This window comes from Streptomyces sp. MB09-01, from assembly GCF_033794505.1.
Taxonomy (GTDB): Bacteria; Actinomycetota; Actinomycetes; order Streptomycetales; family Streptomycetaceae; genus Streptomyces.
Genome location: NZ_JARAYQ010000047.1, coordinates 1 through 22,732 on the forward strand (window position 1 = coordinate 1; position 22,732 = coordinate 22,732).

Below are 22,732 nucleotides of genomic sequence, written 5' to 3' on the forward strand. Positions count from 1 at the left end.
CCTCCACGCCGTGCCTCCGGTGCTGTCAGCATCCTGCTGACGCGCCCGCCCGGCCAGCCCCCCGGCACTGTCGGCTCACTCGTAGAGCAGGTATCCCCCGCGCGTCGCCCCGAACCGCGCCAGCGCCGCCGCCCAGTCGCCCGCGATCTCCTCCACGCCGGCCCCCGCGTCCACCATGGTCCGTACCCGGTCCGAGCCGGTCAGCCGGTCGATCCAGTGGTCCGTCCGCCAGGCGAAGCCGCTCCACGCCCGCCGCGCGGTGACCAGCAGCCCGACCCCGGCGCGTACCGGATCGAAGGCCTCCCGGTCGTGGACGATCAGCCGGACCCCGCCGCACACCTTCCCCACGTGCTTGGAGAAGGTCGGCGTGAAGTACGCCTCCCGGAACCACACCCCGGGAAGGTCCAGCCCGTTCGCCGCCTCCGCCCACCGCCGGTCGATCCCCTCCGCGCCCACCACCTCGAAGGGCGTGGTGGTCCCGCGCCCCTCGGAGAGGTTCGTCCCCTCGAACAGGCAGGTGCCGGCGTACGCGAGGGCCGTGTCCGGGGTCGGCATGTTCGGGCTCGGCGGCACCCAGGGCAGCCCGGTCTCCCCGAAGAACGACTCCCGCCGCCACCCGGACATCGCCACCGTCCGCAGCCGGACGGGACGGTTGGCCAGGAACTCGCCGTTGAAGAGCAGGGCCAGTTCGGCCGCCGTCATCCCGTGCGCGAGCGCGATCGGCTCCCGGCCCACGAAGCTCGCGTACGGCCGCTCCAGTACGGGCCCCGCCGCCCGGCGGCCGCCCACCGGATTCGGCCGGTCCAGCACCACCACCGCCTTGCCGGCGAGCGCGGCCGCGCGCATGCAGTCGTAGAGGGTCCAGATGTAGGTGTAGAAGCGCGCCCCGACGTCCTGGATGTCGAAGACGACGGTGTCGACCCCGGCCGCCGTGAACACGTCCGCGAGCCGCTGCCCGCTCTTGTCGTACGTGTCGTACACCGGGAGCCCGGTCGCCGGATCCCGGGAGGCTCCCTCGGAGTCCCCCGCCTGCGCCGTCCCGCGGAACCCGTGCTCGGGACCGAACACCGCGACCAGGTCCACCCGTTCGTCCGCGTGCAGGACGTCGACCAGGTGCCGGGCGTCGGCGGTGATCCCGGTGGGATTGGTGACCACCCCGACCTTCTGCCCGGCCAGTACGCCGTACCCGTCCGCGGCGAGCCGCTCGAAGCCGGTGCGCACCCGCTCCGCCGCCCGCGGCGCGGAGGCAGGGGCGGCCCCCGGTGGCGCTCCGGCGGTGGCCGCCTGCCCCGGGGCCTTCGCCGCCCCCACGGCTCCCACTGATCCCAAGGCCCCCGCCAGTCCCAGCACACCGCGTCGCGACAGCGTCATCCGGCCACGCTACGAGTCCGGCCCCTTCCACCCGCACATACCGACCGGTTAGTCTGCCGCCATCCGGCCTTCGGATCCGGCATCCGTGCCGGGCACCCGCGGCTCGGCATCCGGCATTCGGCATGCGGCATTCGACATCCGGCCTCCGGCCGCACGAAAGGTGATCCCCGTGAACGCGTACCAGGACCAGCGAGTCGTCGTCACCGGCGCGGGCGGCGGCATCGGCGCCGCCCTCGCGCACCGCTTCGCGGCCGAGGGCGCCACGGTGGTGGTCAACGACCTCGACCCGGCCAAGGCCGCCGCGGTGGCGGGCGCGATCGGCGCCCGGGCGATCGCCGTGCCCGGGGACGCCTCGGCGATCGTGGCCGAGGCCCGCGAGGCCCTCGGCGGGACGGTCGACGTCTACTGCGCCAACGCCGGACTCGCCTCGGGCGGCGACGCGTTCGCCGACGAGGGCGTCTGGGAAGCGGCCTGGGACACCAACGTCATGGCCCACGTCCGTGCCGCCCGACTGCTGCTGCCGGACTGGCTGGAGCGGGGGACCGGCCGCTTCGTGTCCACCGTCTCCGCCGCGGGACTGCTGACCATGATCGGAGCGGCCCCGTACAGTGTCACCAAGCACGGTGCGCTCGCCTTCGCCGAATGGCTCTCGCTGACCTACCGCCACCGCGGTGTCCAGGTCCACGCCATCTGCCCGCAAGGGGTGCGCACCGACATGCTGACCGCCGCGGGCTCGGCGGGCGAACTCGTCCTCGCGCCGACCGCGATCGAGCCGGAAGCGGTCGCGGACGTACTGTTCGACGGCATGGAGAAGGGCCGGTTCTTGATCCTCCCGCACCCCGAGGTCGCCGACTTCTACGCCGCCCGTGCCACCGAGCCGGACCGCTGGCTGAGCGGCATGAACCACCTCCAGCAGAAATGGGAGACCCGGTGACCTCCTCGTACGCCGCCAGGCCCTGGACCGGGCTGCTCGCACCGGTCCAGCGGGAGCCGGTCGCGCCGCCGCCCACCGTGCTGCACGCCTTCCGCGAGGCCGTCGCCCGGGCCCCGGAGCGCACCGCGCTGGCCTACTTCGACGGCCGGATCGGCTACGCCGAGGCCGACGCCCTCTCCGACTCCGTCGCCGGTCACCTCGCCGCGCGGGGCGTCCGGCGCGGGGACCGGGTCGCGGTCATGCTGCAGAACACCCCGCACTTCGTACTGGCCGTCCTCGCCGCCTGGAAGGCCGGGGCCGTCGTCGTTCCGGTCAACCCGATGTACAAGTCGGGCGAGGTCCGCCACGTCCTGCGCGACTCCGGGGCCGCCGCGCTGGTCTGCGAGCGCCGCGCGTGGACGGCGTACCTGGCCGAGGCAGCCCGGGAGAGCGCCGTGCGGACCGTCCTGACCGCCTCGGACCTGGACTTCCAGACGCGCAACGACCCGCGGCTCTTCGGCCCGCAGCCCGAAGCGGACACGTCCGGCCCGCAGCCCGAAGCGGACACGTCCGGCCCGCAGCCCGAAGCGGACACGTCCGGCCCGCAGCCCGAAGCGGACGCGTCCGGCCCGCCGACCCGGCCCGGCCTGCCGGCCCAGCGCGGCCCGGCCGCACCGGACCGGCCCGCGCACGTCCCCGCCCCGCTGCCCGGAGGGCACATCGCCGACCTCTTCGCCGTGGCCCGCGGCAGGCGACCCGCGCCGGACGGCCCGCCCCTCACCGCCGCCGACACCGCCCTCATCAGCTACACCTCCGGCACCAGCGGCACCCCCAAGGGCGCCATGAACCCGCACGGCGCGCTCACCTACAACGCCGTACGGCAGGTCACCTCCCACCCCCTGCCCGAGGGCGCCACCTACTTCGCCCTCGCGCCCCTCTTCCACATCACCGGCATGGTCTGCGAGCTCGCCGCCTGCTTCGCCAACGCCGGCACCCTGGTCCTCGCCCACCGCTTCGACGCCGGGGCCGTCCTCGACGCCTTCCTCGAACACCGCCCCGCCTACACCGTCGGCCCGGCCACCGCCTTCATGGCCCTCGCCGCCCATCCCGCCGTCACCCCCGACCACTTCGCCTCGTTCCAGGTGATCTCCTCCGGCGGCGCCCCGCTCCCGCCCGCGCTCGTCGAACGCCTCCGCGCCGCCTTCGGCTTCTACCTCCGCAACGGCTACGGCCTGACCGAGTGCACCGCCCCCTGCGCCAGCGTGCCCGTGCACCTCGAAGCCCCCGTCGACCCCGCCTCCGGCACCCTCTCCGTGGGCCTGCCCGGCGCCGACACCGTCGTCCGCATCCTCGACGAGCAGGGAGCCGAGGTCCCCTTCGGCGAGACCGGCGAGATAGCCGTCCGCGGCCCCCAGGTGGTGCCCGGCTACTGGGGCCTGCCCGCGGAATCCGCCCGGGCCTTCCCGGGCGGCGAGCTGCGCACCGGGGACGTCGGATTCATGGACCCCGACGGCTGGCTCTACGTCGTCGACCGCAAGAAGGACATGATCAACGCTTCCGGTTTCAAGGTCTGGCCGCGGGAGGTCGAGGACGTGCTCTACACCCACCCCGCCGTCCGCGAGGCCGCCGTGGTCGGCGTTCCCGACCCGTACCGCGGGGAGAGCGTCAAGGCCTATGTGAGCCTGCGCCCCGGGGCCTCGGCCGAGCCGGAGGAACTGTCCGCCTACTGCGCCGCGCGCATCGCCGCGTACAAATACCCGCGTCAGGTGGAGATCCTGCCTGTCCTTCCGAAGACGACCAGTGGCAAGATCCTGCGACGGGAACTGCGCGATCGCGGCTGAAAACAGTCGGACGGTCGTACAGCTGGTCGCAGTGACCAGGCAGGAATCAGGAAGGGAAGGTCAGCGCCATGGCGACCAGGACCACGGAGCCCGCAGGCACGCACGAAGCCCCGGTACCGCAGCGGCTGCTGGCCGTCGCCACCCGGCTGTTCGCCGAGCGCGGCTACGACCGCACCTCGGTCCAGGAGATCGTCGAGGCGGCCGGGGTCACCAAGGGCGCGCTCTACCACTACTTCGGGTCCAAGGACGACCTGCTGCACGAGGTGTACGCGCGGATGCTGCGCCTGCAGCAGCAGCGGCTCGACGCGGTGGCCGATTCCGACGCGCCCGTCGAGGAGCGGCTGCGGGCGGCAGCCGCCGACGTGGTCGTCACGACCATCGAGAACCTCGACGACGCGATGATCTTCTTCCGGTCGATGCACCAGCTCAGTCCGGAGAAGTTCAAGCAGGTCCGGGCGGAGCGCCGGCGCTACCACGAGCGCTTCCGGGCCCTGATCGAGGAGGGCCAGCGCGCGGGCGTCTTCTCCAGCGCCACCCCCGCCGACCTGGTCGTCGACTACCACTTCGGCTCCGTCCACCACTTGTCCACCTGGTACCGGGCGGACGGCCCGCTCACCCCGCAGCAGGTCGCCGATCACCTCGCCGACCTCCTGCTGCGCGCACTGCGCCCCTGACGGGTCACCGCTCCAGGACCGGGTAGTCGGTGTAGCCCTCCGCCCCCTGTACGTACATCAGGAACTCGGGGCGGATCTCGTTGAGGGGCGCGCCCGTGCGTAGCCGCTCGACGAAATCGGGGTTGGCGAGGAAGCCCCGGCCCAGGGCGACCAGATCGGCGCCCGCGGCCAGGAGCTGCTCGCCGCGCCGCCGGCCGCCGTCGGACGCGACCTCCTCGCGGGAGAGCGCGGGGTTGGCGATCAGCGTGCCGGGCCAGGCCCGGCGCATCTCCGTGAAGCGGGGGTGGTCCGGGTCGGCGTACACCTGGTGCAGGTAGGCCGGTCCGAGGTCCGCCAGGGCCTTGAGCAGCGCCGGATAGATCTCCTCGGTGTCTCCCTCCTCGATGCCGTTGACGGTCAGCCCGGGCGAGATCCGTACGCCGACCCGCTCGGCTCCGATCGCCGCGGCGACGGCCCGGACGACCTCGACGGTGAAGCGGATCCGCCCCTCGACGGCCCCGCCCCACTCGTCGGTGCGCAGGTTGGTGTTCCGCGAGAGGAACTGGTGCAGCAGGTGGCCGTTGGCGGAGTGCACCTCCACACCGGCGAAGCCCGCTTCGACGGCGTTCCGGGCGGCGTCCGCGAAGTCGGCGATGGTCGACCGGATGTCCTCGGCCGTCATCTCCCGGGGCGGGACGGCCTCCCGCAGCCCGCCGGGCGTGTGCAGCGGCTCGGGGAACCGCACCGCCGACGGGGCGAGCGGGACGTGCCCGCTGGTGTCGGGGTGGCCGACCCGGCCGCCGTGCTGGAGCTGGAGGAACATCCGCCCGCCGGCCGTGCGCACGGCCTCGGTGACCCGGCGCCATCCGGTGATCTGCGCGGGGCTGTGGATGCCGGGGATGTGCGGATAGGTCTGGCCGACGGCGTTCGGGGTGGTGCCCTCGGCGATGATCAGGCCGGCCGAGGCGCGCTGGGCGTAGTAGGTGGCCATGAGCTCGCCCGGGACCCCGTCGGCCCCGGCGCGGTTGCGCGTCAGCGGGGCCATCACCAGGCGGCTGGGGAGCTCCAGGCCGCCGAGGCGGGCGGATTCGAAGAGACGGGACGGGGTGGGAGCCTGCTGTGTCTGCGTCATGCCGGTACCGTAGAACCTGACATTGATGTCAGATTCAAGACCTGAGGTGGGCCATGCGGATCGGGGAACTGGCGGCGCGCACCGGTGTCGGCGAGCGTTCGCTCCGCTACTACGAGACCCAGGGCCTGCTCGTCTCCGACCGGACGCCCGGCGGCCACCGGGAGTTCTCCGAGCGGGCCGTGGACCGGGTCATCCGCATCCAGGAGCTCTACGCGGCCGGCCTGAACAGTGCGAAGATCGCGCGGATCCTGCCCTGCATGCGGGACGAGGACGGCGGCCCTTCCGTGCGCGCCACCCCGCAGCTGGTGGCCGAACTGACCGCGGAGCGGGAGCGGATCGACCGGCTGATCGGCGACCTCCTCCGCTCCCGCGAGGTCCTGGACGAGGTCATCGACGCGGCGGCGGGCGCGGCCACCGCCTGACCCCGCGGCGCCCCGCCTGACCCCGCGGCGCCACCTCCTGACCCCCGGAAGGGTCACCACCTGGCCCCGGTTGCCCCGCCTGATCCCGGGCCGCCACGTCCGGCGCCCCGCCCTGCAGGGCCCGTCCGGGCAGCAGGGCCGCGCCGTTCCGTCCGACAGGGCCGCACCGCCGGCAGGTTCCCGCGGCGCCGGCCCGCCTCCGGCAGCTTCCCGCGACGCCGGCCCGCCTCCGGCAGGCCGCGCGCCGCGCCGGCAGGGTCCCGCTCCCTACATGTGGCGCTTCAGCTCCCGCCGCGCCAGCGACCGCTGGTGGACCTCGTCCGGTCCGTCGGCCAGCCGCAGCGTGCGCGCCGCCGCCCACAGTTCGGCCAGCGGGAAGTCCTGGCTCACTCCGCCCGCGCCGTGCAGCTGCACCGCGTCGTCGAGGATCCGCACCACCGCCCGCGGGGTCGCGATCTTGATCGCCTGGATCTCGGTGTGCGCGCCCCGGTTCCCGACCGTGTCCATCAGCCAGGCCGTCTTCAGCACCAGCAGCCGCAGCTGCTCCACCGTGACCCGGGCGTCGGCGATCCAGTTCTGTACGACGCCCTGGGCGGCCAGCGGCTTGCCGAAGGCGGTACGGTCCACCGCGCGCCGGCACATCAGGTCGATGGCCCGCTCCGCCATGCCGATCAGCCGCATGCAGTGGTGGATGCGGCCCGGGCCGAGCCGGGCCTGGGCGACGGCGAAGCCGCTGCCCTCCTCGCCGATCAGGTTCGCCGCCGGGACCCGCGCCCCGTCGAAGACGACCTCGGCGTGGCCGCCGTGGTCGTGGTCCTCGTACCCGTAGACCGTCATGGCCCGGCGCACCTCGACGCCGGGGGTGTCGCGCGGGACCAGGATCATCGACTGCTGGCGGCGCGGATCGGCGCCCTCCGGGTCGGTCTTGCCCATCACGATGAAGATCTTGCAGTCCGGGTTCATCGCCCCGGAGATGAACCACTTGCGCCCGGTGACCACGTACTCGTCGCCGTCGCGCTCGATCCGCGTCTCCACGTTCGTCGCGTCCGAGGAGGCGACGTCGGGCTCGGTCATCGCGAAGGCCGAGCGGATCTCCCCGGCCAGCAGCGGCTCCAGCCACTGCTTCTTCTGCGCCTCGTCGCCGAACTGCGCGAGCAGCTCCATGTTCCCGGTGTCCGGGGCCGCGCAGTTCGTCGCCATCGGCGCCAGGTGCGGGCTGCGGCCGGTGATCTCGGCGAGCGGAGCGTACTGGAGGTTGGTCAGCCCAGCGCCGTGCTCCGCGCCGGGCAGGCTGTGCTGGTCCACGAAGAAGAGGTTCCACAGGCCCTGGCGGCGCGCCTCGGCCTTCAGTTCACCGAAGACGGCCGGGGTGTCCCAGGGCGAGGCCAGCCGTGCGCGCTGCTCGGCGGCGACGGGTTCCGCCGGGTAGACGTACTCCTCCATGAACGCGAGCAGCTGCTCGCGGAGTTCCTCGGTCCGGGCGTCGAATGCGAAGTCCATGGGTGCGTGCCTCAGCCTTCCTGGAGTTCCTGCAGGGTGGTCAGTCCGTGCTCGATGAAGACCGGCACCAGCTCGCCGATCCGGTCGAAGCCCGCTCCGACGGTCTGCCCGAGCGTGTAGCGGTAGTGGATGCCTTCGAGGATCACCGCGAGCTTGAACCAGGCGAAGGCCGTGTACCAGGCGATGCCCCCGGTGTCCCGGCCGGAGCGGGCGGCGTACCGTTCGATCAGCTCGGCGGGGGCCGGATGGCCCGGTGCGCCGCTCGTCGTACTGACCGGAGACGCGGTCAGGCCGAGGTCGGAGCTGTACATCACGAGCAGCCCGAGGTCGGTCAGCGGATCCCCGAGGGTGGACATCTCCCAGTCCAGCACCGCCCGGATCGTGTCGTCCGGGCCGCCGATCAGGACGTTGTCGAGCCGGAAGTCCCCGTGCACGACCGTCGGGGCGGGGGAGACGGGCAGGGTCCGGCCGAGCGTGGCGTGCAGCTCGTCGATCCCGGCGAGCTCCCGCCCCCGGGAGGCCGCCAGCTGCTTGCCCCAGCGGCGCAGCTGGCGGTCGAGGAACCCCTCCGGCCGGCCGAAGTCGCCCAGGCCCACCGCCTCCGGATCCACCGCGTGCAGCTCGACCAGCGTGTCCACCAGGCCCAGCACCGCCCGCCGGGTGCGCTCCGGGCCGAGCGCGGCGAGCTCACCGGCCGTCCGGTACGGCACACCTTCCACGTACTCCATGACGTAGAACGGAGCCCCGAGCACGTTCTCGTCCTCGCACAGCAGCACCGGCTCGGGCACCGGCACGGCCGTGCCGTGCAGCGCCTCGATGACCCGGTGCTCGCGCCGCATGTCGTGCGCGGTGGCCAGTACGTGGCCCAGCGGCGGCCGGCGCACCACCCAGCGGGAGCTCCCGTCGGTGATCTCGTACGTGAGGTTCGACCGGCCGCCTTCGATCAGCCGGCCGCGCAGGGGCCCGGCCACGAGGCCCGGCCGCACGCGGTCGAGATGACCGCGCAGCCGCTCCGGATCCAGGCCGCGCGGGTCGGCCGGGGCTGAGGTCATGGGTACGCACCTCCGTGCGGAGTGAGGACTGGGGAGCATGCGGCGGTGCACCGCCGCATGCCATCATGCCGACCAGTCGGTATGCCGTCCAGAGCGCGGGCCGAAAGAAGACCTTCTGCCGGCGATGTCATGTCACGCGTGACAGAGGATCGGTGTTCCGCCGTTCATCACCGTCATGTCCTTCAGCACCGCCAGGATGTCCAGCGGCACGCCTTCCGCCTCCCCGGCCAGCTCCGCGTACGCCCGGTGCACGTTCGCCACCAGCCGCTCGCTCTCCCGCCATGCGGCGAACTCGCCGAGATCGGCCTGCCGGGCCACCTCCAGCGGGGTCAGCCCCTTCGCGCGGCCCTCCCGGGCGAGCTCGGCCACGTACCGCAGGTAGCGTTCGGTGGCCTCGTAGGCCGAGGCGTCGGTCAGGGGTCCGTGACCCGGTACGACCGTCTCCGCGTCCAGCGAGCGCAGCAGCTCCAGCGCCCGCAGGGAGCCGGCGAGGGAGCCCATCGCCAGGAACAGGGTCCCCTCGGCGAAGACGATGTCCCCGGTGAAGACCACCCGCTGCCGGGGCAGCCACACGATCGAGTCCCCGGTGGTGTGCGCCACCCCCGGGTGGATGACCTGCACCTCCGTCCCGCCCACGTGCACCGTCGCCCGGTCGCTGTACGTGAGATCGGGCGCCGTGATGTCGATCGCGCCGAAGTCGGTGGCGGGCCAGATCAGCTCCAGCTGGTGCCCGGCGGCGAGCTGCTCGGTGCGCGCGCTGTCGTGGCCGAGGACCAGCGCTTCCGGGGCGAAGACGCCGTTGCCGTAGGTGTGGTCGCCGTGGTGGTGGGTGTTCACCACGGTCCGGGGGAGCGGTACCCCGGCCGCCGCGACCGCCTCGCGCAGCGCCAGGGCCCGCCGCTCGGTGGCGGCGGTGTCTATGAGCAGGGTCCGGCCGCCGTCGCTCACGAAGCCGGCGTTGTTGAGGCACCAGCCGCCGTCCGGCTGGACGTAGGCGTACACCCCCGGCGCGGGCTGCACGAGGTACGGCGCTTCGACGGGCATCTGGGCTCTCCCCCGGGTCGCTTTGACGGGCGGTCAGCATCCTGCCAGCCGTCGCCGCGCCGGGGGAGAGCGGGTGCCGCGCGCCGTCCGGCGCCTCCCGTACGGGGCACCGCTCGGCGGGAGCGGTCAGTCGCGCCGGTCAGGGGCCCGGTCAGGGGCCCGGTCAGTGGTCGTCGTAGTGCCCGTCGTGCGCGGCGTGACGGTGCCCGTCGTGCACGTAGTCGACGTGGTCGCCGTGCTGGACCGTCTCGTGCCCGCAGCCCGAGCCGTGCGCGTGGTCGTGGCCCTCGTGGGCGGTGTGCCCGGTGGGCTCGCACTCGTCCCAGTGCCCCGAGTGCTCCCGGTGCAGATGGCCGTCGTGCGCGTAGTCGACGTGGTCGCCGTGCCGAACCGCCTGGTGCCCGCAGTCCGCGCCGTGCGTGTGCTGGTGCGTGGGGTGTTCGTGGTGCAGGGTCGTCATGGCGCCGAGATTAGTGCGGATCACCCTGTATCGCCCGTTGTGTCCGAGCGACGCGCAAAACCGCGATCATCCGACCGGGGCGACCGGGGCGACCGGAAGCCAGGGCGGGGGCCAGGGGAGCGGGGCTCAGAGGATCACCGCCACGGCGACCAGCGCCAGCGCCAGCGTGCACCCCGCCGCGGCGAGCGCCGCCCGCGGCGAGAGCCCCCGCGGCCGGTCCGCCGCCAGCGCCCGGATCCGCCGGTGCGCCACCCACAGGAACAGCAGCCACACCAGCGCGATCACCGCCGCCCCCGCCAGCTCCACCGGCGCGCCGGACCCGCGCAGGGCCTGCCGCAACGCCAGCACCGCCACCACCGAGGAGGCCAGCGTCGTACGCCGCCACGCGAGCCGGGTCCGCTCGGGCTGCAGCCCGGCGTCGCGGTCGGCGCCCGACCCGCTCACTGCCCCGTCGTCCAGCCCATCAGCACGACCACCACCATCATCACCGCGACCAGCCCCACGCCCAGGCTCAGCACCACGGGGAACCGCGACAGCGGCAGGTCCTCGCCCCGCCGCATCGCCCGCTCGCACCGCACCCAGTGGTTCACCGCCCGCAGCGCACAGGCCGCACCCACCGCGAGCAGTGCGAAGGCCATCCCGACCCGCACCCCCCAGCGCAGGTCCGGCAGGAACTGGTCGACGGCGAAACCGCCGCCCACCAGGGCCAGCGCGGTCCGGATCCAGGCCAGGAAGGTCCGTTCGTTGGCCAGCGAGAAGCGGTAGTCGGGGGTCTCGCCCTCGTCCCTCAGCCGCGCGGGTGCGAACCAGAGGCGCACGTCCTTGACGAAGTCGATCACCCGGCCAATCTACTGGCCCGCCTGCCGGAACCCGCGCAGCCGCCGGTGGGCCTCCAGCCCGTCCGGCACCCAGGCCCAGTCCCCGCCCTCGACCCGCCGGTCCAGTTCCTCCCGCGTGAGGTACGTGTGCCAGTCGACCTCCGACGCCTGAGGGGCCACCGGCAGCTCGCAGCGCACCTCGTGCACGTACGACCACCAGGCCCCGCCCGGGCCCTCGTACAGGAACTTGAACAGCGGCGTCGGCTGCGGCAGCCCCCGTACCCCCAGCTCCTCCTCTGCCTCCCGCAGCGCCGCCTGCGCGTAGGTCTCGCCGGCGCCCACCACCCCGCCCACGAACATGTCGTAGTGCGAGGGGAAGACGAGCTTCGAGGCGGTGCGCCGGTGGACGAAGATCCGCCCCTCCGCGTCCCTGGCCTGCACGAACACGCAGCGGTGGATCAGCCCCCGGGCGTACACCTCGCCGCGCGGGGCCCGCCCGGTCACCCGGTCGTCCCGGTCCACCACGTCCAGTACTTCATCAGCGGCACTCACACGGTTCATCCAACCACCCCTGTTGACTGGTTACCGCTCCGTAGCCAAGGATCTGCCCCACCACCGACGGAGGACGGGTAGCCGCATGACGTACGACGCAGACGTGATCGTGATCGGAGCCGGGCTCGCGGGCCTCGTGGCCACCGCCGAGCTCGTCGACGCGGGCCGCAAGGTCATCCTGCTCGACCAGGAGCCGGAGCAGTCCATCGGCGGTCAGGCGCACTGGTCGTTCGGCGGCCTGTTCTTCGTGGACTCGCCCGAGCAGCGCCGGATGCGGATCAAGGACAGTCACGCACTCGCCCTCCAGGACTGGCTGGGCACCGCCGGCTTCGACCGCGAGGAGGACGCCTGGCCGCGCCGCTGGGCCGAGGCCTACGTCGACTTCGCGGCCGGCGAGAAGCGCTCCTGGCTGCACGCCCAGGGCGTCCGCTTCTTCCCCGTCGTCGGCTGGGCGGAGCGCGGCGGCTACGACGCCAACGGCCACGGGAACTCCGTCCCCCGCTTCCACATCACCTGGGGCACCGGCCCCGGCCTGGTCGCACCCTTCGAGCGGCGGGTCCGGGCCGGAGTCGCCCGCGGCCTGGTCCAGCCGAAGTTCCGCCACCGGGTCACCGGACTCTCCGCCACCGCCGGCGGGGTGGACACCGTGACGGGCGAGATCCTGGCACCCTCCGGCGCCGTACGGGGCACCGCGAGCAGCCGCGAGGTCACCGGGGAGTTCTCCCTGCGGGCCCAGGCCGTGATCGTCACCAGCGGCGGCATCGGCGGCAACCACGACCTCGTGCGCGCGCAGTGGCCCGCCCGGCTCGGCACCCCGCCGCAGCGGATGCTCTCAGGGGTTCCGGCGCACGTGGACGGCCTGATGCTCGGCATCGCGGAGGAGGCCGGCGCCAGCCACATCAACAAGGACCGGATGTGGCACTACACCGAGGGCATCGGGAACTGGAATCCGATCTGGGCCAGGCACGGCATCCGCATCCTGCCCGGTCCGTCCCCGCTGTGGCTGGACGCGACGGGCAAGCGGCTGCCGGTGCCGCTGTTCCCCGGCTTCGACACCCTCGGCACCCTCGACCACATCATGAAGACCGGGCACGACCACACCTGGTTCGTGCTCAACCAGCGGATCATCGGCAAGGAGTTCGCGCTCTCCGGCTCCGAGCAGAACCCGGACCTGACCGGCAAGTCGGTCCGTGACGTGATCACCCGCGCCCGCCAGGCGGTACCCGGCCCGGTCAAGGCCTTCATGGACAACGGGGCCGACTTCGTCGTCGAGCGCGACCTGTCCGCCCTGGTCCGCGGGATGAACGCGGTGACCAAGGAGGACCTCCTCGACGAGGCCGCCGTCCGGCGCGAGATCGTGGCCCGCGACCGCGGGATCGCCAACCCCTTCACCAAGGACCTGCAGGTCACGGCCATCCACGGGGCCCGCAGGTACCTGGGCGACAAGCTGATCCGCACGGCCGCCCCGCACCGGATCCTGGATCCCGCCGCCGGTCCGCTGATCGCGGTACGGCTCTCGATCCTGACCCGCAAGTCCCTGGGCGGCCTGGAGACCGACCTCTCCTCCCGCGTGCTGACCGGTGCGGGCGAACCCCTGCCCGGCCTCTACGCGGCCGGCGAGGCGGCCGGGTTCGGCGGCGGCGGCGTCCACGGCTACCGGGCCCTGGAGGGCACGTTCCTCGGCGGCTGCATCTTCTCGGGGCGCGCGGCGGGCCGTGCCGCGGCCCTGGCGACCGGCTGACGGACCCGCAGGGCGGCCCCACCGGCCCCACCGGCCGCGCCCGCGCCTGCCCCGGCCTCCGCCGCGCGGGCGGGGCCGGCCGGGCCCTTCCGTCAGACCAGCCGCTCGGTGACCCGGAACCGCTCCGCGATGACGAGGGTGTCGTCGTCGACCGTGAACCCCGGGTCACCGACGGCCGCGCGCACCGGCTCGCCGTGCCAGAACTCCTCGTGTGCCGTACGCCATTCGGCCACGGACGCGAATCCCTCGCCCTCGTCGAGCGCGTGCGCGAGCCCGACCTCCCCGAGCCGCAGCACCTCCACGCCCGTCACCTCCACCACCGCCACCCCCCGCTCCCCGGAATCGACGAGCAGGGAACGGGCACCCGGCTCCGGCAGCGGTTCGCCCTCGGCCTCGTACTCCGCGAGCAGGCCGGTGGTGCTGGTCTTCGCCCCGCTCAGCACGGCCGCGACCAACTGGTCGCGCAGCGGACCGGGAAATCCCAGCAGGTAGGGAGGAAGATCGTCATGCGTGGTCATGGGGTCACCCTACGACGCCGCCGCGATCTCACGAACCCGTACAACCATCCCAACTCGTGTCGCCATCAATGCAGTTGAAACCCGCCACGCAGTGGACTGGACCTTGACTCGGAGGCGTGCGTACCGCTTTGCTGTGCGTGATCACCGGTGCGCTCACCGGCACGATCCCCCGACCACCAGGCCGAACCGCTCGCGTGCGCCCTGCGCGCGTTTCCGGCCGCCGCCGACCTTCGTCCGCCCGCGTCCTGGAGGGAAACCCGCGGATGTCCCCGCCTCCGCCGCCCCTCGGCCGCGCCCGCAAGCGGGAAGCCCAACTCTTCGACCCGGCCCTCTGCGACGCCGAACTCGTCGACGTCCGCACCCAGTTCACCCAGGGCCGGTGGGCCAGGGCCCGCTCCCTCCTCGTCGGAACCGGCGACGGCTGGGACCGCCGGGCCCACCGCGTCGTCGTCCTCGCCCAGACCCCGGCGGCCACCGCCTGGGCCCGCGAATGGCTGCTCGCCGAGCCGGAGAGCGCCGACGCCGCCACCCTCCTCGCCTGCGCCACCGTCTTCACCGCCCTGCGCCACAAGGGCACCCCGGCCGCCGCCGAAGAGGCTTGCCGGCGGGCAGCCGCCCTGCACCCCGCCGACCCCACCCCCTGGCTCGGACTGCTCCTCCTGTCCCGGGCCTTCGGCAGCGAGGAGGAGTTCAGCCGCCACTTCGACCAGGTCCGGGCCCGCCACCGCGAGCACCACCACGCCCACCACCTGATGGTCGCCCGGCTGGCCGAACGCGCCCTCGCCTCCGGCCAGGACCCGCTCCACGAGGTCTACGATTTCGCGGCCTGGGCCGCCGAGGAGTCGCCGGCCGACTCCCCGCTCGCCGTGCTCCCCGTCGTCGCGCACGCCGAGCGCTACCGGGTCCTCGCCGCCACCCACGGCCACACCCCCGAGGCGGCGGCCGCCCACTGGGCCGGCCGCCGCGCCCGCCAGGTCCTGCGCTCCGCCTTCGACTGGTGGCTGGAGTGGGAGCGCGACGACCACCCCCGCAACCGGGTCGACCTCAACTTCCTCGCCCACGCCAAACTCTGTGAGGGCCGACCCGCCGAGGCCGCCGCCCTCTTCCACCGGATCGGCAGCCACGCCACCCGCGCCCCCTGGTCCTATCCGGACCGGGACCCGCAGAAGGCCTTCCTCGCCGCACGCAGCGTCGCGCTCGGCACCGCCTGACACCGAAGACGCCGCCCCCGAAAGAACCGCGCGCCCCACAGACCGCACTCCAGAGATTCCCCCGAGCACCGCCCCCGAGCACCGCCCCCGAGAGAACCGCGCCCCTGAAAGGACGCCGCCATGCCGACGGGCAGATCCACCACGCTCCAGGACCCGGCAGAGATCCGTACGTACAAGGGCCAGGACCGCGCCCTGCGCGCCGACCGCCTCGGTACCGCCGGTCTGCTCCTGTCCGTACTCGCCGCCAGCGCGCCCCTGATGGTCGTCGCCGGCGTCATGCCCACGACCTTCGGAGTCATGGGCATCGTCGGCCAGCCCCTGCTCTTCGTCATCCTCGGCGCCGTCCTCGCGCTCTTCAGCATCGGCTACGCCGAGATGAGCCGGCACGTCCACAACGCCGGTGCCTTCTACGCGTACATCGCCCGCGGGCTCGGCCCCACGGCCGGCGCCGGTGCCTCCTTCGTCGCCCTCGTCGCGTACAGCGCCATGCAGTGCGGCGTCTACGGCATCCTCGGCTTCGAGGTCTCCGGCCTCTTCGCCACCTACCTGGAGATCGAACTCTCCTGGTGGATACCGGCCCTGCTCGCCGTCGCCGTCACCGGCGCGCTCGGCTGGCTCAAGATCGACCTCAACGCCAAGGTCCTCGGGGTCCTCCTCCTCGTCGAGTGCGCCCTCGTCGTCGTCTTCGACGTCGCCGCCCTCGCCGAGCCGGGCGCGGAAGGCCTCTCGCTGCACGCCTTCAACCCCGAGACCCTCAGCGGAGCCGGCTTCGGCACCGCGCTCTGCTTCTGCATCGCCGCCTTCGTCGGCTTCGAGCAGTCCCCGGTCTACGCCGAGGAGACCAGCAAGCCGCACATCGTCGTCTCCCGGGTGATGTTCCTCGCCGTCGCCTTCGTCGCCCTCTTCTTCGCCCTCAGCGCCTGGGCCCTCACCGTCGCCACCGGCCCCGCCGAGGTCGTGAAGACCTCCGCCGAAGCCGGCCCCGGCCTGCTCTTCCAGCTCACCGAGAGCCGTCTCGGCACCACCTTCACCGACGTCCTGCACGTCCTCTTCGTGACCGGCATGTTCGCGGCCATGCTCAGCTTCCACAACGTGGTCGCCCGCTACGCCTTCGCCATGGGCCGCGAGGGCCTGCTCCCCGCCGCCTTCGGCCGGACCAACGCCGGCACCGGCGCCCCCGGCACCGGCTCCCTCCTGCAGACCGGCATCGCCGCGCTCGTCGTGATCGCCTTCGCCGTCACCGACGACATGCCCGCCGGCGACCCCACCGCCCCCGTCCTGCACCTGTTCACCTGGATGGGCAGCGTCGGCGCCCTCGGTGTGACCCTCCTCATGGCCGCCGCCTCCTTCGCCGTCATCGCCTTCTTCGTCCGCCGCGGCACCGCCGGCGCCCAGGTCTGGCGCCTCGCCGCGGCCGGCGCCGCCGGCCTGGCACTGCTCGCCATCGCCGTGTACACCGTCAAGGACTTCGGCGTCCTGGTCGGCGCCGAAAAGGGCTCCGCGCTCAGCTGGGCCCTGCCCGGCATCATCGGCGCCGCCGTCCTGGGCGGCCTGCTCTACGGAGCGGTGCTGCGCCGCAGCCGCCCCGAGGTGCACGCCCGCATCGGCCTGGGCAACGAGGCCTTCCGCCTCGATCAAGCGGCAGCGGCCGGCAGCACCGACTGACCTCGCTTTCGAGCCCCTACGAAGCCCCCGACAACCCTTTCCAAGGTCGTCGGGGGCTTCGACGTGCAGGGGGTCGATTTTGGCGGGGGGCGGACCCTCATGGTCTCCTGGGGCGACAAATTCACCGGACCGCGACACAGGGGACAGCACCCAGCTCCCCCGCGCCGCGGAACGGACCTGCCGTCCGACCCCCACGAAGGCGAAGTTGTACATGAGTGACCTGAGTGACCGCACCTTGACCGAGGCTCCCGCCCCGGCGTCTTCCCGCCATGTCGACGCCGGTGACGAGGGCTACAGCAAGGACCTCAAGTCCCGCCACATCAACATGATCGCGATCGGCGGAGCGATAGGCACCGGACTGTTCCTCGGCGCCGGCGGCCGCCTCGCCGGTGCCGGCCCCTCCCTCGCGATCGCCTACGCGGTCTGCGGAGTCTTCGCCTTCTTCGTCGTCCGGGCGCTCGGCGAGCTCGTCCTGTACCGCCCCTCCTCCGGAGCCTTCGTCTCCTACGCTCGCGAGTTCATGGGGGAGAAGGGCGCCTACACGGCCGGCTGGCTGTACTTCCTGAACTGGTCCACCACCACCGTGGCCGACATCACGGCCGCCGCGACCTACGCCCACTTCTGGTCGATGTTCACCGACGTCCCCCAGTGGGTCCTCGCGTTCATCGCCCTCGCCGTCGTCCTCACCGCCAACCTGATCTCGGTGAAGTACTTCGGCGAGATGGAGTTCTGGTTCTCGCTGGTCAAGGTCGCCGCCCTGGTGGTCTTCCTGATCGTCGGCATCTGGCTCGTCGCCACCAGCCACGAGATCGGCGGCCACACCCCGGGCCTCTCCACCATCACCGACAACGGCGGGATCTTCCCGTCCGGGATGCTCCCCATGCTCCTGGTGATCCAGGGCGTGGTCTTCGCGTACGCCTCCGTCGAGCTCTGCGGCGTCGCCGCCGGTGAGACCGAGAACCCCGAGAAGATCATGCCGAAGGCGATCAACTCGATCATGTGGCGCGTGGGCCTCTTCTACGTCGGCTCGGTCGTCCTCCTCGCCCTCCTGCTGCCCCACACGGCGTACAGCTCCGACCAGAGCCCCTTCGTCACCGTCTTCGACAAGCTCGGCGTCCCCGGCGCCGCCGGCGTCATGAACCTGGTCGTCCTCACCGCGGCCCTCTCCAGCCTGAACTCCGGCCTCTACTCCACCGGCCGCATCCTGCGCTCGATGGCGATGTCGGGCTCCGCTCCGAAGTTCACCGGCCTCATGAACAAGGGCAAGGTCCCCTACGGCGGGGTCCTCTTCACCGCCGCCTTCGGCGTCGCGGGCGTCGGCCTGAACTACTTCATGCCCAAGGACGCCTTCGAGATCGTCCTCAACTTCGCCTCGCTCGGCATCCTCGGCACCTGGGGCATGGTCATGCTCTGCTCGCTCTTCTTCTGGCGCCGCGCCCAGCAGGGCAGCCTGGAGCGGCCCTCGTACCGCCTGCCCTGGGCCCCGTACACCCAGCTCGTGACCCTGGCCTTCCTCCTGACGGTCCTGGTCCTGATGTGGTGCGACGGCGGAGTCGGCCGCACCACGGTCATGTTCGTCCCCCTCATCGGCGCCGCCCTGGTCGGCGGCTGGTTCCTGGTCCGCGGCCGCGTGGCCGAACTGGCCGCCTCCCGCCACTGACCCGGGCAGCCCTGAGGCCCCTCGCGCCGGAACTCCCCTTCCGCGCGGGGGGCCTCGGCGTTCCCCTCCCCGTGCCGGGGCGGACGCCGACCGGCAGGACCTGCCTCCCCTACCCCCTGGGGCCTGAGGGAGCCGGGTGCGCGCGGGGCAGCCGTCTCCGGACGCACGAAAGGCCGGCCGGGAAAATTCCCGACCGGCCTTTCGCCGTGGTGTCCGAGGGGGGACTTGAACCCCCACGCCCGATAAAGGGCACTAGCACCTCAAGCTAGCGCGTCTGCCATTCCGCCACCCGGACAAGGTGTCTGTCTCGCGTCCCTCGCGGGCCGTTCCGACGTGGAAAACATTACCAAACATTCCGGGGTCCTCGATCGCACCCCCTGACGGCCGGGGATCGCCCTTGGGGAGAGCGGCCCGGGGCGGGAGGATGGAGGTGTTCGGTACTGATCAGTGGGAGGAAGCAGCGTGAGCGAGTCGAGCGCGGGCAGGACCGTCTCCGGTGAGGACGAGGTAGTCGACCTCTGCCGGGACCTCATCCGGATCGACACCAGCAACTACGGAGACCACTCGGGCCCCGGGGAGCGCAAGGCGGCGGAGTGGGTCGCCGAGAAGCTCGCCGAGGTCGGGCTGGAGCCGCAGATCTTCGAATCGCACAAGGGGCGCGCCTCGACCGTGGCGCGGATCGAGGGGGAGGACCCCTCGCGGCCGGCGCTGCTGATCCACGGGCACACCGACGTGGTTCCGGCCAATGCCGCGGACTGGACGTACGACCCGTTCGCGGGTGAGATCGCCGACGGCTGCGTGTGGGGCCGCGGCGCCGTCGACATGAAGGACATGGACGCGATGACGCTGGCCGTCGTGCGCGACCGGATGCGCAGCGGGCGCAAGCCCCCGCGCGACATCGTGCTGGCCTTCCTCGCGGACGAGGAGGCGGGCGGCATCTACGGCGCCCGGCACCTCGTCGACAAGCACCCCGGCCTGTTCGAGGGCGTCACCGAGGCGATCGGCGAGGTCGGCGGCTTCTCCTTCACCGTCAACGAGAACCTGCGGCTCTACCTCGTGGAGACCGCCCAGAAGGGCATGCACTGGATGCGGCTCACGGTGGAGGGCACCGCGGGCCACGGCTCCATGACCAACAACGACAACGCCATCACGGAGCTGTGCGAGGCCGTGGGGCGGCTCGGCCGCCACCAGTGGCCGGTGCGGGTGACCAAGACCGTACGGAGCTTCCTGGACGAGCTCTCGGACGCGCTGGGCACCCCGCTGGACCCGGACAACATGGACGAGACCCTCGCCAAGCTCGGCGGCATCGCCAAGATGGTCGGCGCGACGCTGCGCAACTCGGCCGCCCCGACGATGCTCGGCGCCGGCTACAAGGTCAACGTCATTCCCGGCCAGGCGACCGCCCACGTCGACGGCCGCTTCCTGCCGGGCTACGAGGACGAGTTCTTCGCCGACCTGGACCGCATCCTCGGCCCGCGCGTGAAGCGCGAGGACGTGCACGGCGACAAGGCGCTGGAGACCGACTTCGACGGGCGGCTGGTGGACGCCATGCAGGGCGCCCTGAAGGCCGAGGACCCGATCGCGCGGGCGGTCCCGTACATGCTCTCGGGCGGTACGGACGCCAAGTCCTTCGACGACCTCGGCATCCGCTGCTTCGGCTTCGCGCCGCTGCAGCTGCCGCCGGAGCTGGACTTCGCCGGGATGTTCCACGGCGTGGACGAACGCGTGCCCGTGGACGGACTGAAGTTCGGCGTGCGCGTGCTCGACCGGTTCATCGACAACGCCTGAAATTCGGGTAAGTGTGCGCATTCCACTGAGAAGAGTGAATGCACTCATACGCTCGTAGCCCCGGTGATTCCTCCTCGTTACAGGTGGTGCGGTCCGCGGCTGGGACCGCATTTGCCTACTAGGAGGAACAATGATCAAGAAGGTTGTCGCCGCTGCGGCTGCCACTGGTGGCCTGGTTCTCGCGGGTGCGGGTCTGGCTGTCGCCGACGCGGGTGCCCAGGGTGCGGCCATCGGCTCCCCCGGTGTTCTGTCCGGCAACGCCATCCAGGTGCCGGTCCACATCCCGGTGAACGTGTGCGGAAACTCCGTGTCCGTCATCGGCCTGCTGAACCCGGCCTTCGGCAACGCCTGCGTCAACGCCTGACGCGTCTGAAGTCTTGGGCCCCGGAGCGCATTCCAGCGCTCCGGGGCCACCGGGCTTTCCGGCCCGGATTCTCATCTTCGGCTCACCAGGCGGGGGAGCCTGGACGGCCGGGCCGCCGAGAAGCGGCCGAAACGCACACACCAGGGGACGTACAGATGCGACGACCGGCACAGGTCACCAGGAAGACCCTGATCACCATGGCTGCCGCAGGGGGTGTCCTCGCCCTCGGCGGGGGCTACGCACACGCGGACTCCGGCGCCTCGGGGCACACCGCGAACTCTCCGGGACTGCTGTCCGGGAACAACGTGCAGGCACCCGTGGACGCACCGGTGAACGCATGCGGGAACACGGTCACGGTGGTGGGAGGCCTCAATCCGGCCTTCGGGAACCAGTGCTCCAACGGTGGCCACGGAAAGCACGGCAAGCCCAGCAAGCCGAGCAAGCCCGGTCATCCGGGACACCCGGGTCACCCCGGCAACCCCGGACACCCCGGCAATCCGGGACACCCCGGCGACGGCGACGAGCCGTGCGACGACCACCCGGGCACCCCCGGCACCCCGGGCAACCCGGGCACGCCGGGCGGTGAGAACCCCGGCAACCCCGGCACCCCCGGAAACCCGGGCGGTGAGAACCCGGGCACCCCGGGTAACCCCGGCACGCCGGGCGGTGAGAACCCCGGTACGCCGGGTGGCCAGAACCCGGGCAACCCCGGCACCCCGGGTGGCGAGACGCCTGGAAACCCGGGCAACCCCGGCACCCCGGGCACGGGCACTCCCGGTACGCCCGGCACGGGCACTCCGGGTACCCCGGCCAACCCCGGCACCGGTTCCGTCACCCCCGTGACCCCGGTCACGCACCCCGGCCCGGGGACCGGCACGCAGACCGGGGGCAACCCCGGCCAGTCGGCCGCTCTCGCCGCGACCGGCTCCGGTGACGTCCTGGCCGCCGGCCTCCCGCTCGCGGGCGGCCTGCTGCTGGCGGGCAGCGTGCTCTACCGGCGCGCCCGCAACGCCGCCTGACGGCTGATCACGACGCGGGCCCCGCCCCCGGGGCCCGCGTCACCAGGTCGCGCGGACCTGGCGGATGATCCGGCGGCGCAGTCGCACACGGCGACTGCCGTCCCGGTACAGGCTCAGCCGGTCCAGTTCCCAGTTCCCGTACTCGGCATGATCGGTCAGCAGGCGGGTCGCCTCCTTGCGAGGAACACCGCGGGGCACGTACACGTCGACAAATTCGTATTCCGGCATCGCATCTATTGTGCGGGCAGAGCCCTCGTACGGATAGCGTCTGCTCTATGTCTGATGCCGCTCTGCCCACTGTTGCCGAGGTACGCGCCGCCGCCGAGGCGGTCAAGGCCGCGCTCGACCGTCACCTCGCCGCGGTCGAGCGCAGGACCGGGGACGAGGACCCGGACGTCTACGAGGCCTTCAACGAACTCGCCGCCGCGGCGGAGGAGTACGACGAACTCCTCTACGACCGCTACGACGAGGTCACCCCCTTCGAGATCCCCACGCCCGAGGACGGCGTGCCCTACACCGGCCCCGCGGAGCCCGCCGCCTTCAGCGTGCTCATCCGCCGCGACTACGCCGTCGTCGAACCGCCGCGTCTGATCGCCCAGGCCGAGCGGATCGCCGCGCACGACCGGGACGCCGAGTTCGTCCAGGACGGCGGCACCGCCGAGGCACTGGGCGTCCTCTTCGGGGAGTACGAGCCCGACGAGATCGCCTCCCGCTTCAAGGACTTCGGTCTGGAGGAGGGCGACTCCACGCTCTGGATCGCCGCCTCGGAGGAGATGGCGGAACCGGGGGAGTGGCTCAACTCGCCCTTCGGGAACATCGATCCGCAGGACGTCCTGCACCGGTTCGACGTCAGCTCCGTCTTCGACGAGGAGTCCGACGAGTTCGACGAGGGCGAGGACGGGGGCGAAGGCGAGGACGAGACCGCGGAGCCGGGGCTGACCCCGGCCTGAACCCCGATCCGAAGCCCGGCCCGGCCCCCCGACCCGGCATCCGTGGCCCCCTTCCCGC

Annotated in this window: 23 protein-coding genes and 1 tRNA gene; 12 read left to right on the forward strand and 12 right to left on the reverse strand. The window is 72.6% G+C overall.

Annotated elements, in window-relative coordinates; genetic code table 11:
* Positions 1-75: 75 nt before the first annotated feature.
* Positions 76-1,371, reverse strand: a complete 1,296-nt coding sequence (locus tag PV721_RS12975) for a DUF1343 domain-containing protein (RefSeq protein ID WP_319723516.1) — start codon at positions 1,369-1,371, stop codon at positions 76-78.
* Between the two features lie 160 nt (positions 1,372-1,531).
* Between PV721_RS12975 and PV721_RS12980 the strand changes: the two genes are divergently transcribed.
* The 3 genes from PV721_RS12980 to PV721_RS12990 all read left to right on the forward strand — a co-directional run bounded on the left by PV721_RS12980 (position 1,532) and on the right by PV721_RS12990 (position 4,799).
* Positions 1,532-2,305 carry an SDR family oxidoreductase gene (locus PV721_RS12980; protein WP_319723518.1) on the forward strand — a complete coding sequence of 258 codons (774 nt, stop codon included), beginning with the start codon at positions 1,532-1,534 and terminating at the stop codon, positions 2,303-2,305.
* Positions 2,290-4,125: a class I adenylate-forming enzyme family protein gene (locus PV721_RS12985; protein WP_319723520.1), complete on the forward strand. Its 1,836-nt coding sequence runs from the start codon at positions 2,290-2,292 to the stop codon at positions 4,123-4,125. The genes PV721_RS12980 and PV721_RS12985 overlap by 16 nt, the downstream gene beginning before the upstream one ends.
* 68 nt (positions 4,126-4,193) lie before the next feature.
* Positions 4,194-4,799: a TetR/AcrR family transcriptional regulator gene (locus PV721_RS12990; RefSeq protein WP_319723522.1), complete on the forward strand. Its 606-nt coding sequence runs from the start codon at positions 4,194-4,196 to the stop codon at positions 4,797-4,799.
* A gap of 4 nt (positions 4,800-4,803) precedes the next feature.
* Here PV721_RS12990 and PV721_RS12995 read toward each other — a convergent pair whose 3' ends face one another.
* Positions 4,804-5,910: an alkene reductase gene (locus PV721_RS12995; protein WP_319723525.1), complete on the reverse strand. Its 1,107-nt coding sequence runs from the start codon at positions 5,908-5,910 to the stop codon at positions 4,804-4,806.
* Between the two features lie 53 nt (positions 5,911-5,963).
* On the opposite strand from PV721_RS12995, the gene PV721_RS13000 reads away from it, so the two are divergent.
* Positions 5,964-6,332 carry a MerR family transcriptional regulator gene (locus PV721_RS13000; RefSeq protein ID WP_319723527.1) on the forward strand — a complete coding sequence of 123 codons (369 nt, stop codon included), beginning with the start codon at positions 5,964-5,966 and terminating at the stop codon, positions 6,330-6,332.
* Between the two features lie 267 nt (positions 6,333-6,599).
* Here the strand turns inward: PV721_RS13000 and PV721_RS13005 are convergent, their stop codons facing one another.
* From PV721_RS13005 to PV721_RS13035, 7 genes are all read right to left on the reverse strand, one after another.
* On the reverse strand, positions 6,600-7,832 hold the full coding sequence (locus tag PV721_RS13005; protein WP_319723529.1) for an acyl-CoA dehydrogenase family protein: 1,233 nt from the start codon (positions 7,830-7,832) through the stop codon (positions 6,600-6,602).
* An 11-nt stretch (positions 7,833-7,843) separates the two neighbouring features.
* Entirely contained in the window at positions 7,844-8,884 is a 1,041-nt protein-coding gene (locus PV721_RS13010; protein WP_319723531.1) for a phosphotransferase family protein, read from the reverse strand.
* A 132-nt stretch (positions 8,885-9,016) separates the two neighbouring features.
* Positions 9,017-9,928, reverse strand: coding sequence for an MBL fold metallo-hydrolase (locus PV721_RS13015; RefSeq protein ID WP_319723533.1), 912 nt, complete (start codon positions 9,926-9,928; stop codon positions 9,017-9,019).
* 163 nt (positions 9,929-10,091) lie between these two features.
* On the reverse strand, positions 10,092-10,388 hold the full coding sequence (locus PV721_RS13020) for a hypothetical protein (RefSeq protein WP_319723535.1): 297 nt from the start codon (positions 10,386-10,388) through the stop codon (positions 10,092-10,094).
* 126 nt (positions 10,389-10,514) lie between these two features.
* Positions 10,515-10,832 (reverse strand): DUF202 domain-containing protein, encoded by a 318-nt coding sequence (locus tag PV721_RS13025; protein ID WP_319723537.1) that lies wholly within the window; start codon positions 10,830-10,832, stop codon positions 10,515-10,517.
* The gene (locus PV721_RS13030) at positions 10,829-11,227 is read right to left on the reverse strand and encodes a YidH family protein (RefSeq protein ID WP_319723539.1); all 399 of its coding nucleotides are present in this window, start codon (positions 11,225-11,227) and stop codon (positions 10,829-10,831) included. The genes PV721_RS13025 and PV721_RS13030 overlap by 4 nt, the downstream gene beginning before the upstream one ends.
* Positions 11,228-11,236: 9 nt before the next feature.
* Entirely contained in the window at positions 11,237-11,767 is a 531-nt protein-coding gene (locus PV721_RS13035; RefSeq protein WP_416371086.1) for an NUDIX hydrolase, read from the reverse strand.
* Between the two features lie 76 nt (positions 11,768-11,843).
* Here PV721_RS13035 and PV721_RS13040 point away from each other — a divergent pair, with 76 nt between their 5' ends.
* Positions 11,844-13,499 (forward strand): FAD-binding dehydrogenase, encoded by a 1,656-nt coding sequence (locus tag PV721_RS13040; protein ID WP_319723541.1) that lies wholly within the window; start codon positions 11,844-11,846, stop codon positions 13,497-13,499.
* Between the two features lie 92 nt (positions 13,500-13,591).
* Here PV721_RS13040 and PV721_RS13045 read toward each other — a convergent pair whose 3' ends face one another.
* Positions 13,592-14,017: an ASCH domain-containing protein gene (locus PV721_RS13045; RefSeq protein ID WP_319723543.1), complete on the reverse strand. Its 426-nt coding sequence runs from the start codon at positions 14,015-14,017 to the stop codon at positions 13,592-13,594.
* 263 nt (positions 14,018-14,280) lie between these two features.
* Between PV721_RS13045 and PV721_RS13050 the strand changes: the two genes are divergently transcribed.
* The 3 genes from PV721_RS13050 (at position 14,281) to PV721_RS13060 (ending at position 18,553) form a co-directional block, all read left to right on the forward strand.
* Positions 14,281-15,228, forward strand: a complete 948-nt coding sequence (locus PV721_RS13050) for a hypothetical protein (RefSeq protein WP_319723545.1) — start codon at positions 14,281-14,283, stop codon at positions 15,226-15,228.
* 120 nt (positions 15,229-15,348) lie between these two features.
* Positions 15,349-16,893 carry an APC family permease gene (locus PV721_RS13055; RefSeq protein ID WP_319723547.1) on the forward strand — a complete coding sequence of 515 codons (1,545 nt, stop codon included), beginning with the start codon at positions 15,349-15,351 and terminating at the stop codon, positions 16,891-16,893.
* Between the two features lie 220 nt (positions 16,894-17,113).
* A complete protein-coding gene (locus PV721_RS13060) occupies positions 17,114-18,553 on the forward strand; it encodes an amino acid permease (protein WP_416371088.1) in 1,440 nt (479 codons plus the stop codon).
* A 207-nt stretch (positions 18,554-18,760) separates the two neighbouring features.
* On the opposite strand, the gene PV721_RS13065 is transcribed toward PV721_RS13060, so the two are convergent.
* A tRNA-Leu gene (locus PV721_RS13065) sits at positions 18,761-18,848 on the reverse strand.
* Between the two features lie 167 nt (positions 18,849-19,015).
* Between PV721_RS13065 and PV721_RS13070 the strand changes: the two genes are divergently transcribed.
* The 3 genes from PV721_RS13070 (at position 19,016) to PV721_RS13080 (ending at position 21,724) form a co-directional block, all read left to right on the forward strand.
* Positions 19,016-20,341 carry a M20/M25/M40 family metallo-hydrolase gene (locus tag PV721_RS13070; RefSeq protein ID WP_319723551.1) on the forward strand — a complete coding sequence of 442 codons (1,326 nt, stop codon included), beginning with the start codon at positions 19,016-19,018 and terminating at the stop codon, positions 20,339-20,341.
* A 130-nt stretch (positions 20,342-20,471) separates the two neighbouring features.
* Positions 20,472-20,705, forward strand: coding sequence for a chaplin (locus PV721_RS13075; protein ID WP_319723553.1), 234 nt, complete (start codon positions 20,472-20,474; stop codon positions 20,703-20,705).
* A gap of 155 nt (positions 20,706-20,860) precedes the next feature.
* Positions 20,861-21,724 carry a chaplin gene (locus PV721_RS13080; protein ID WP_319723555.1) on the forward strand — a complete coding sequence of 288 codons (864 nt, stop codon included), beginning with the start codon at positions 20,861-20,863 and terminating at the stop codon, positions 21,722-21,724.
* Between the two features lie 39 nt (positions 21,725-21,763).
* Here PV721_RS13080 and PV721_RS13085 read toward each other — a convergent pair whose 3' ends face one another.
* On the reverse strand, positions 21,764-21,952 hold the full coding sequence (locus PV721_RS13085; RefSeq protein WP_030009118.1) for a DUF5703 family protein: 189 nt from the start codon (positions 21,950-21,952) through the stop codon (positions 21,764-21,766).
* A gap of 47 nt (positions 21,953-21,999) precedes the next feature.
* On the opposite strand from PV721_RS13085, the gene PV721_RS13090 reads away from it, so the two are divergent.
* Entirely contained in the window at positions 22,000-22,674 is a 675-nt protein-coding gene (locus tag PV721_RS13090; RefSeq protein WP_319723558.1) for a hypothetical protein, read from the forward strand.
* Positions 22,675-22,732: the final 58 nt, after the last annotated feature.

What these genes read in the sequence shown, in the direction of transcription:
- PV721_RS12975 (WP_319723516.1), bottom strand. Translation starts at nt 1,371, where the DNA reads ATGACGCTGTCGCGACGCGGTGTGCTGGGACTGGCGGGGGCCTTGGGA.
- PV721_RS12985 (WP_319723520.1), top strand. Translation starts at nt 2,290, where the DNA reads ATGGGAGACCCGGTGACCTCCTCGTACGCCGCCAGGCCCTGGACCGGG.
- PV721_RS12990 (WP_319723522.1), top strand. Translation starts at nt 4,194, where the DNA reads ATGGCGACCAGGACCACGGAGCCCGCAGGCACGCACGAAGCCCCGGTA.
- PV721_RS12995 (WP_319723525.1), bottom strand. Translation starts at nt 5,910, where the DNA reads ATGACGCAGACACAGCAGGCTCCCACCCCGTCCCGTCTCTTCGAATCC.
- PV721_RS13000 (WP_319723527.1), top strand. Translation starts at nt 5,964, where the DNA reads ATGCGGATCGGGGAACTGGCGGCGCGCACCGGTGTCGGCGAGCGTTCG.
- PV721_RS13005 (WP_319723529.1), bottom strand. Translation starts at nt 7,832, where the DNA reads ATGGACTTCGCATTCGACGCCCGGACCGAGGAACTCCGCGAGCAGCTG.
- PV721_RS13010 (WP_319723531.1), bottom strand. Translation starts at nt 8,884, where the DNA reads ATGACCTCAGCCCCGGCCGACCCGCGCGGCCTGGATCCGGAGCGGCTG.
- PV721_RS13015 (WP_319723533.1), bottom strand. Translation starts at nt 9,928, where the DNA reads ATGCCCGTCGAAGCGCCGTACCTCGTGCAGCCCGCGCCGGGGGTGTAC.
- PV721_RS13020 (WP_319723535.1), bottom strand. Translation starts at nt 10,388, where the DNA reads ATGACGACCCTGCACCACGAACACCCCACGCACCAGCACACGCACGGC.
- PV721_RS13035 (WP_416371086.1), bottom strand. Translation starts at nt 11,767, where the DNA reads ATGAACCGTGTGAGTGCCGCTGATGAAGTACTGGACGTGGTGGACCGG.
- PV721_RS13040 (WP_319723541.1), top strand. Translation starts at nt 11,844, where the DNA reads ATGACGTACGACGCAGACGTGATCGTGATCGGAGCCGGGCTCGCGGGC.
- PV721_RS13045 (WP_319723543.1), bottom strand. Translation starts at nt 14,017, where the DNA reads ATGACCACGCATGACGATCTTCCTCCCTACCTGCTGGGATTTCCCGGT.
- PV721_RS13050 (WP_319723545.1), top strand. Translation starts at nt 14,281, where the DNA reads ATGTCCCCGCCTCCGCCGCCCCTCGGCCGCGCCCGCAAGCGGGAAGCC.
- PV721_RS13055 (WP_319723547.1), top strand. Translation starts at nt 15,349, where the DNA reads ATGCCGACGGGCAGATCCACCACGCTCCAGGACCCGGCAGAGATCCGT.
- PV721_RS13075 (WP_319723553.1), top strand. Translation starts at nt 20,472, where the DNA reads ATGATCAAGAAGGTTGTCGCCGCTGCGGCTGCCACTGGTGGCCTGGTT.
- PV721_RS13080 (WP_319723555.1), top strand. Translation starts at nt 20,861, where the DNA reads ATGCGACGACCGGCACAGGTCACCAGGAAGACCCTGATCACCATGGCT.
- PV721_RS13085 (WP_030009118.1), bottom strand. Translation starts at nt 21,952, where the DNA reads ATGCCGGAATACGAATTTGTCGACGTGTACGTGCCCCGCGGTGTTCCT.
- PV721_RS13090 (WP_319723558.1), top strand. Translation starts at nt 22,000, where the DNA reads ATGTCTGATGCCGCTCTGCCCACTGTTGCCGAGGTACGCGCCGCCGCC.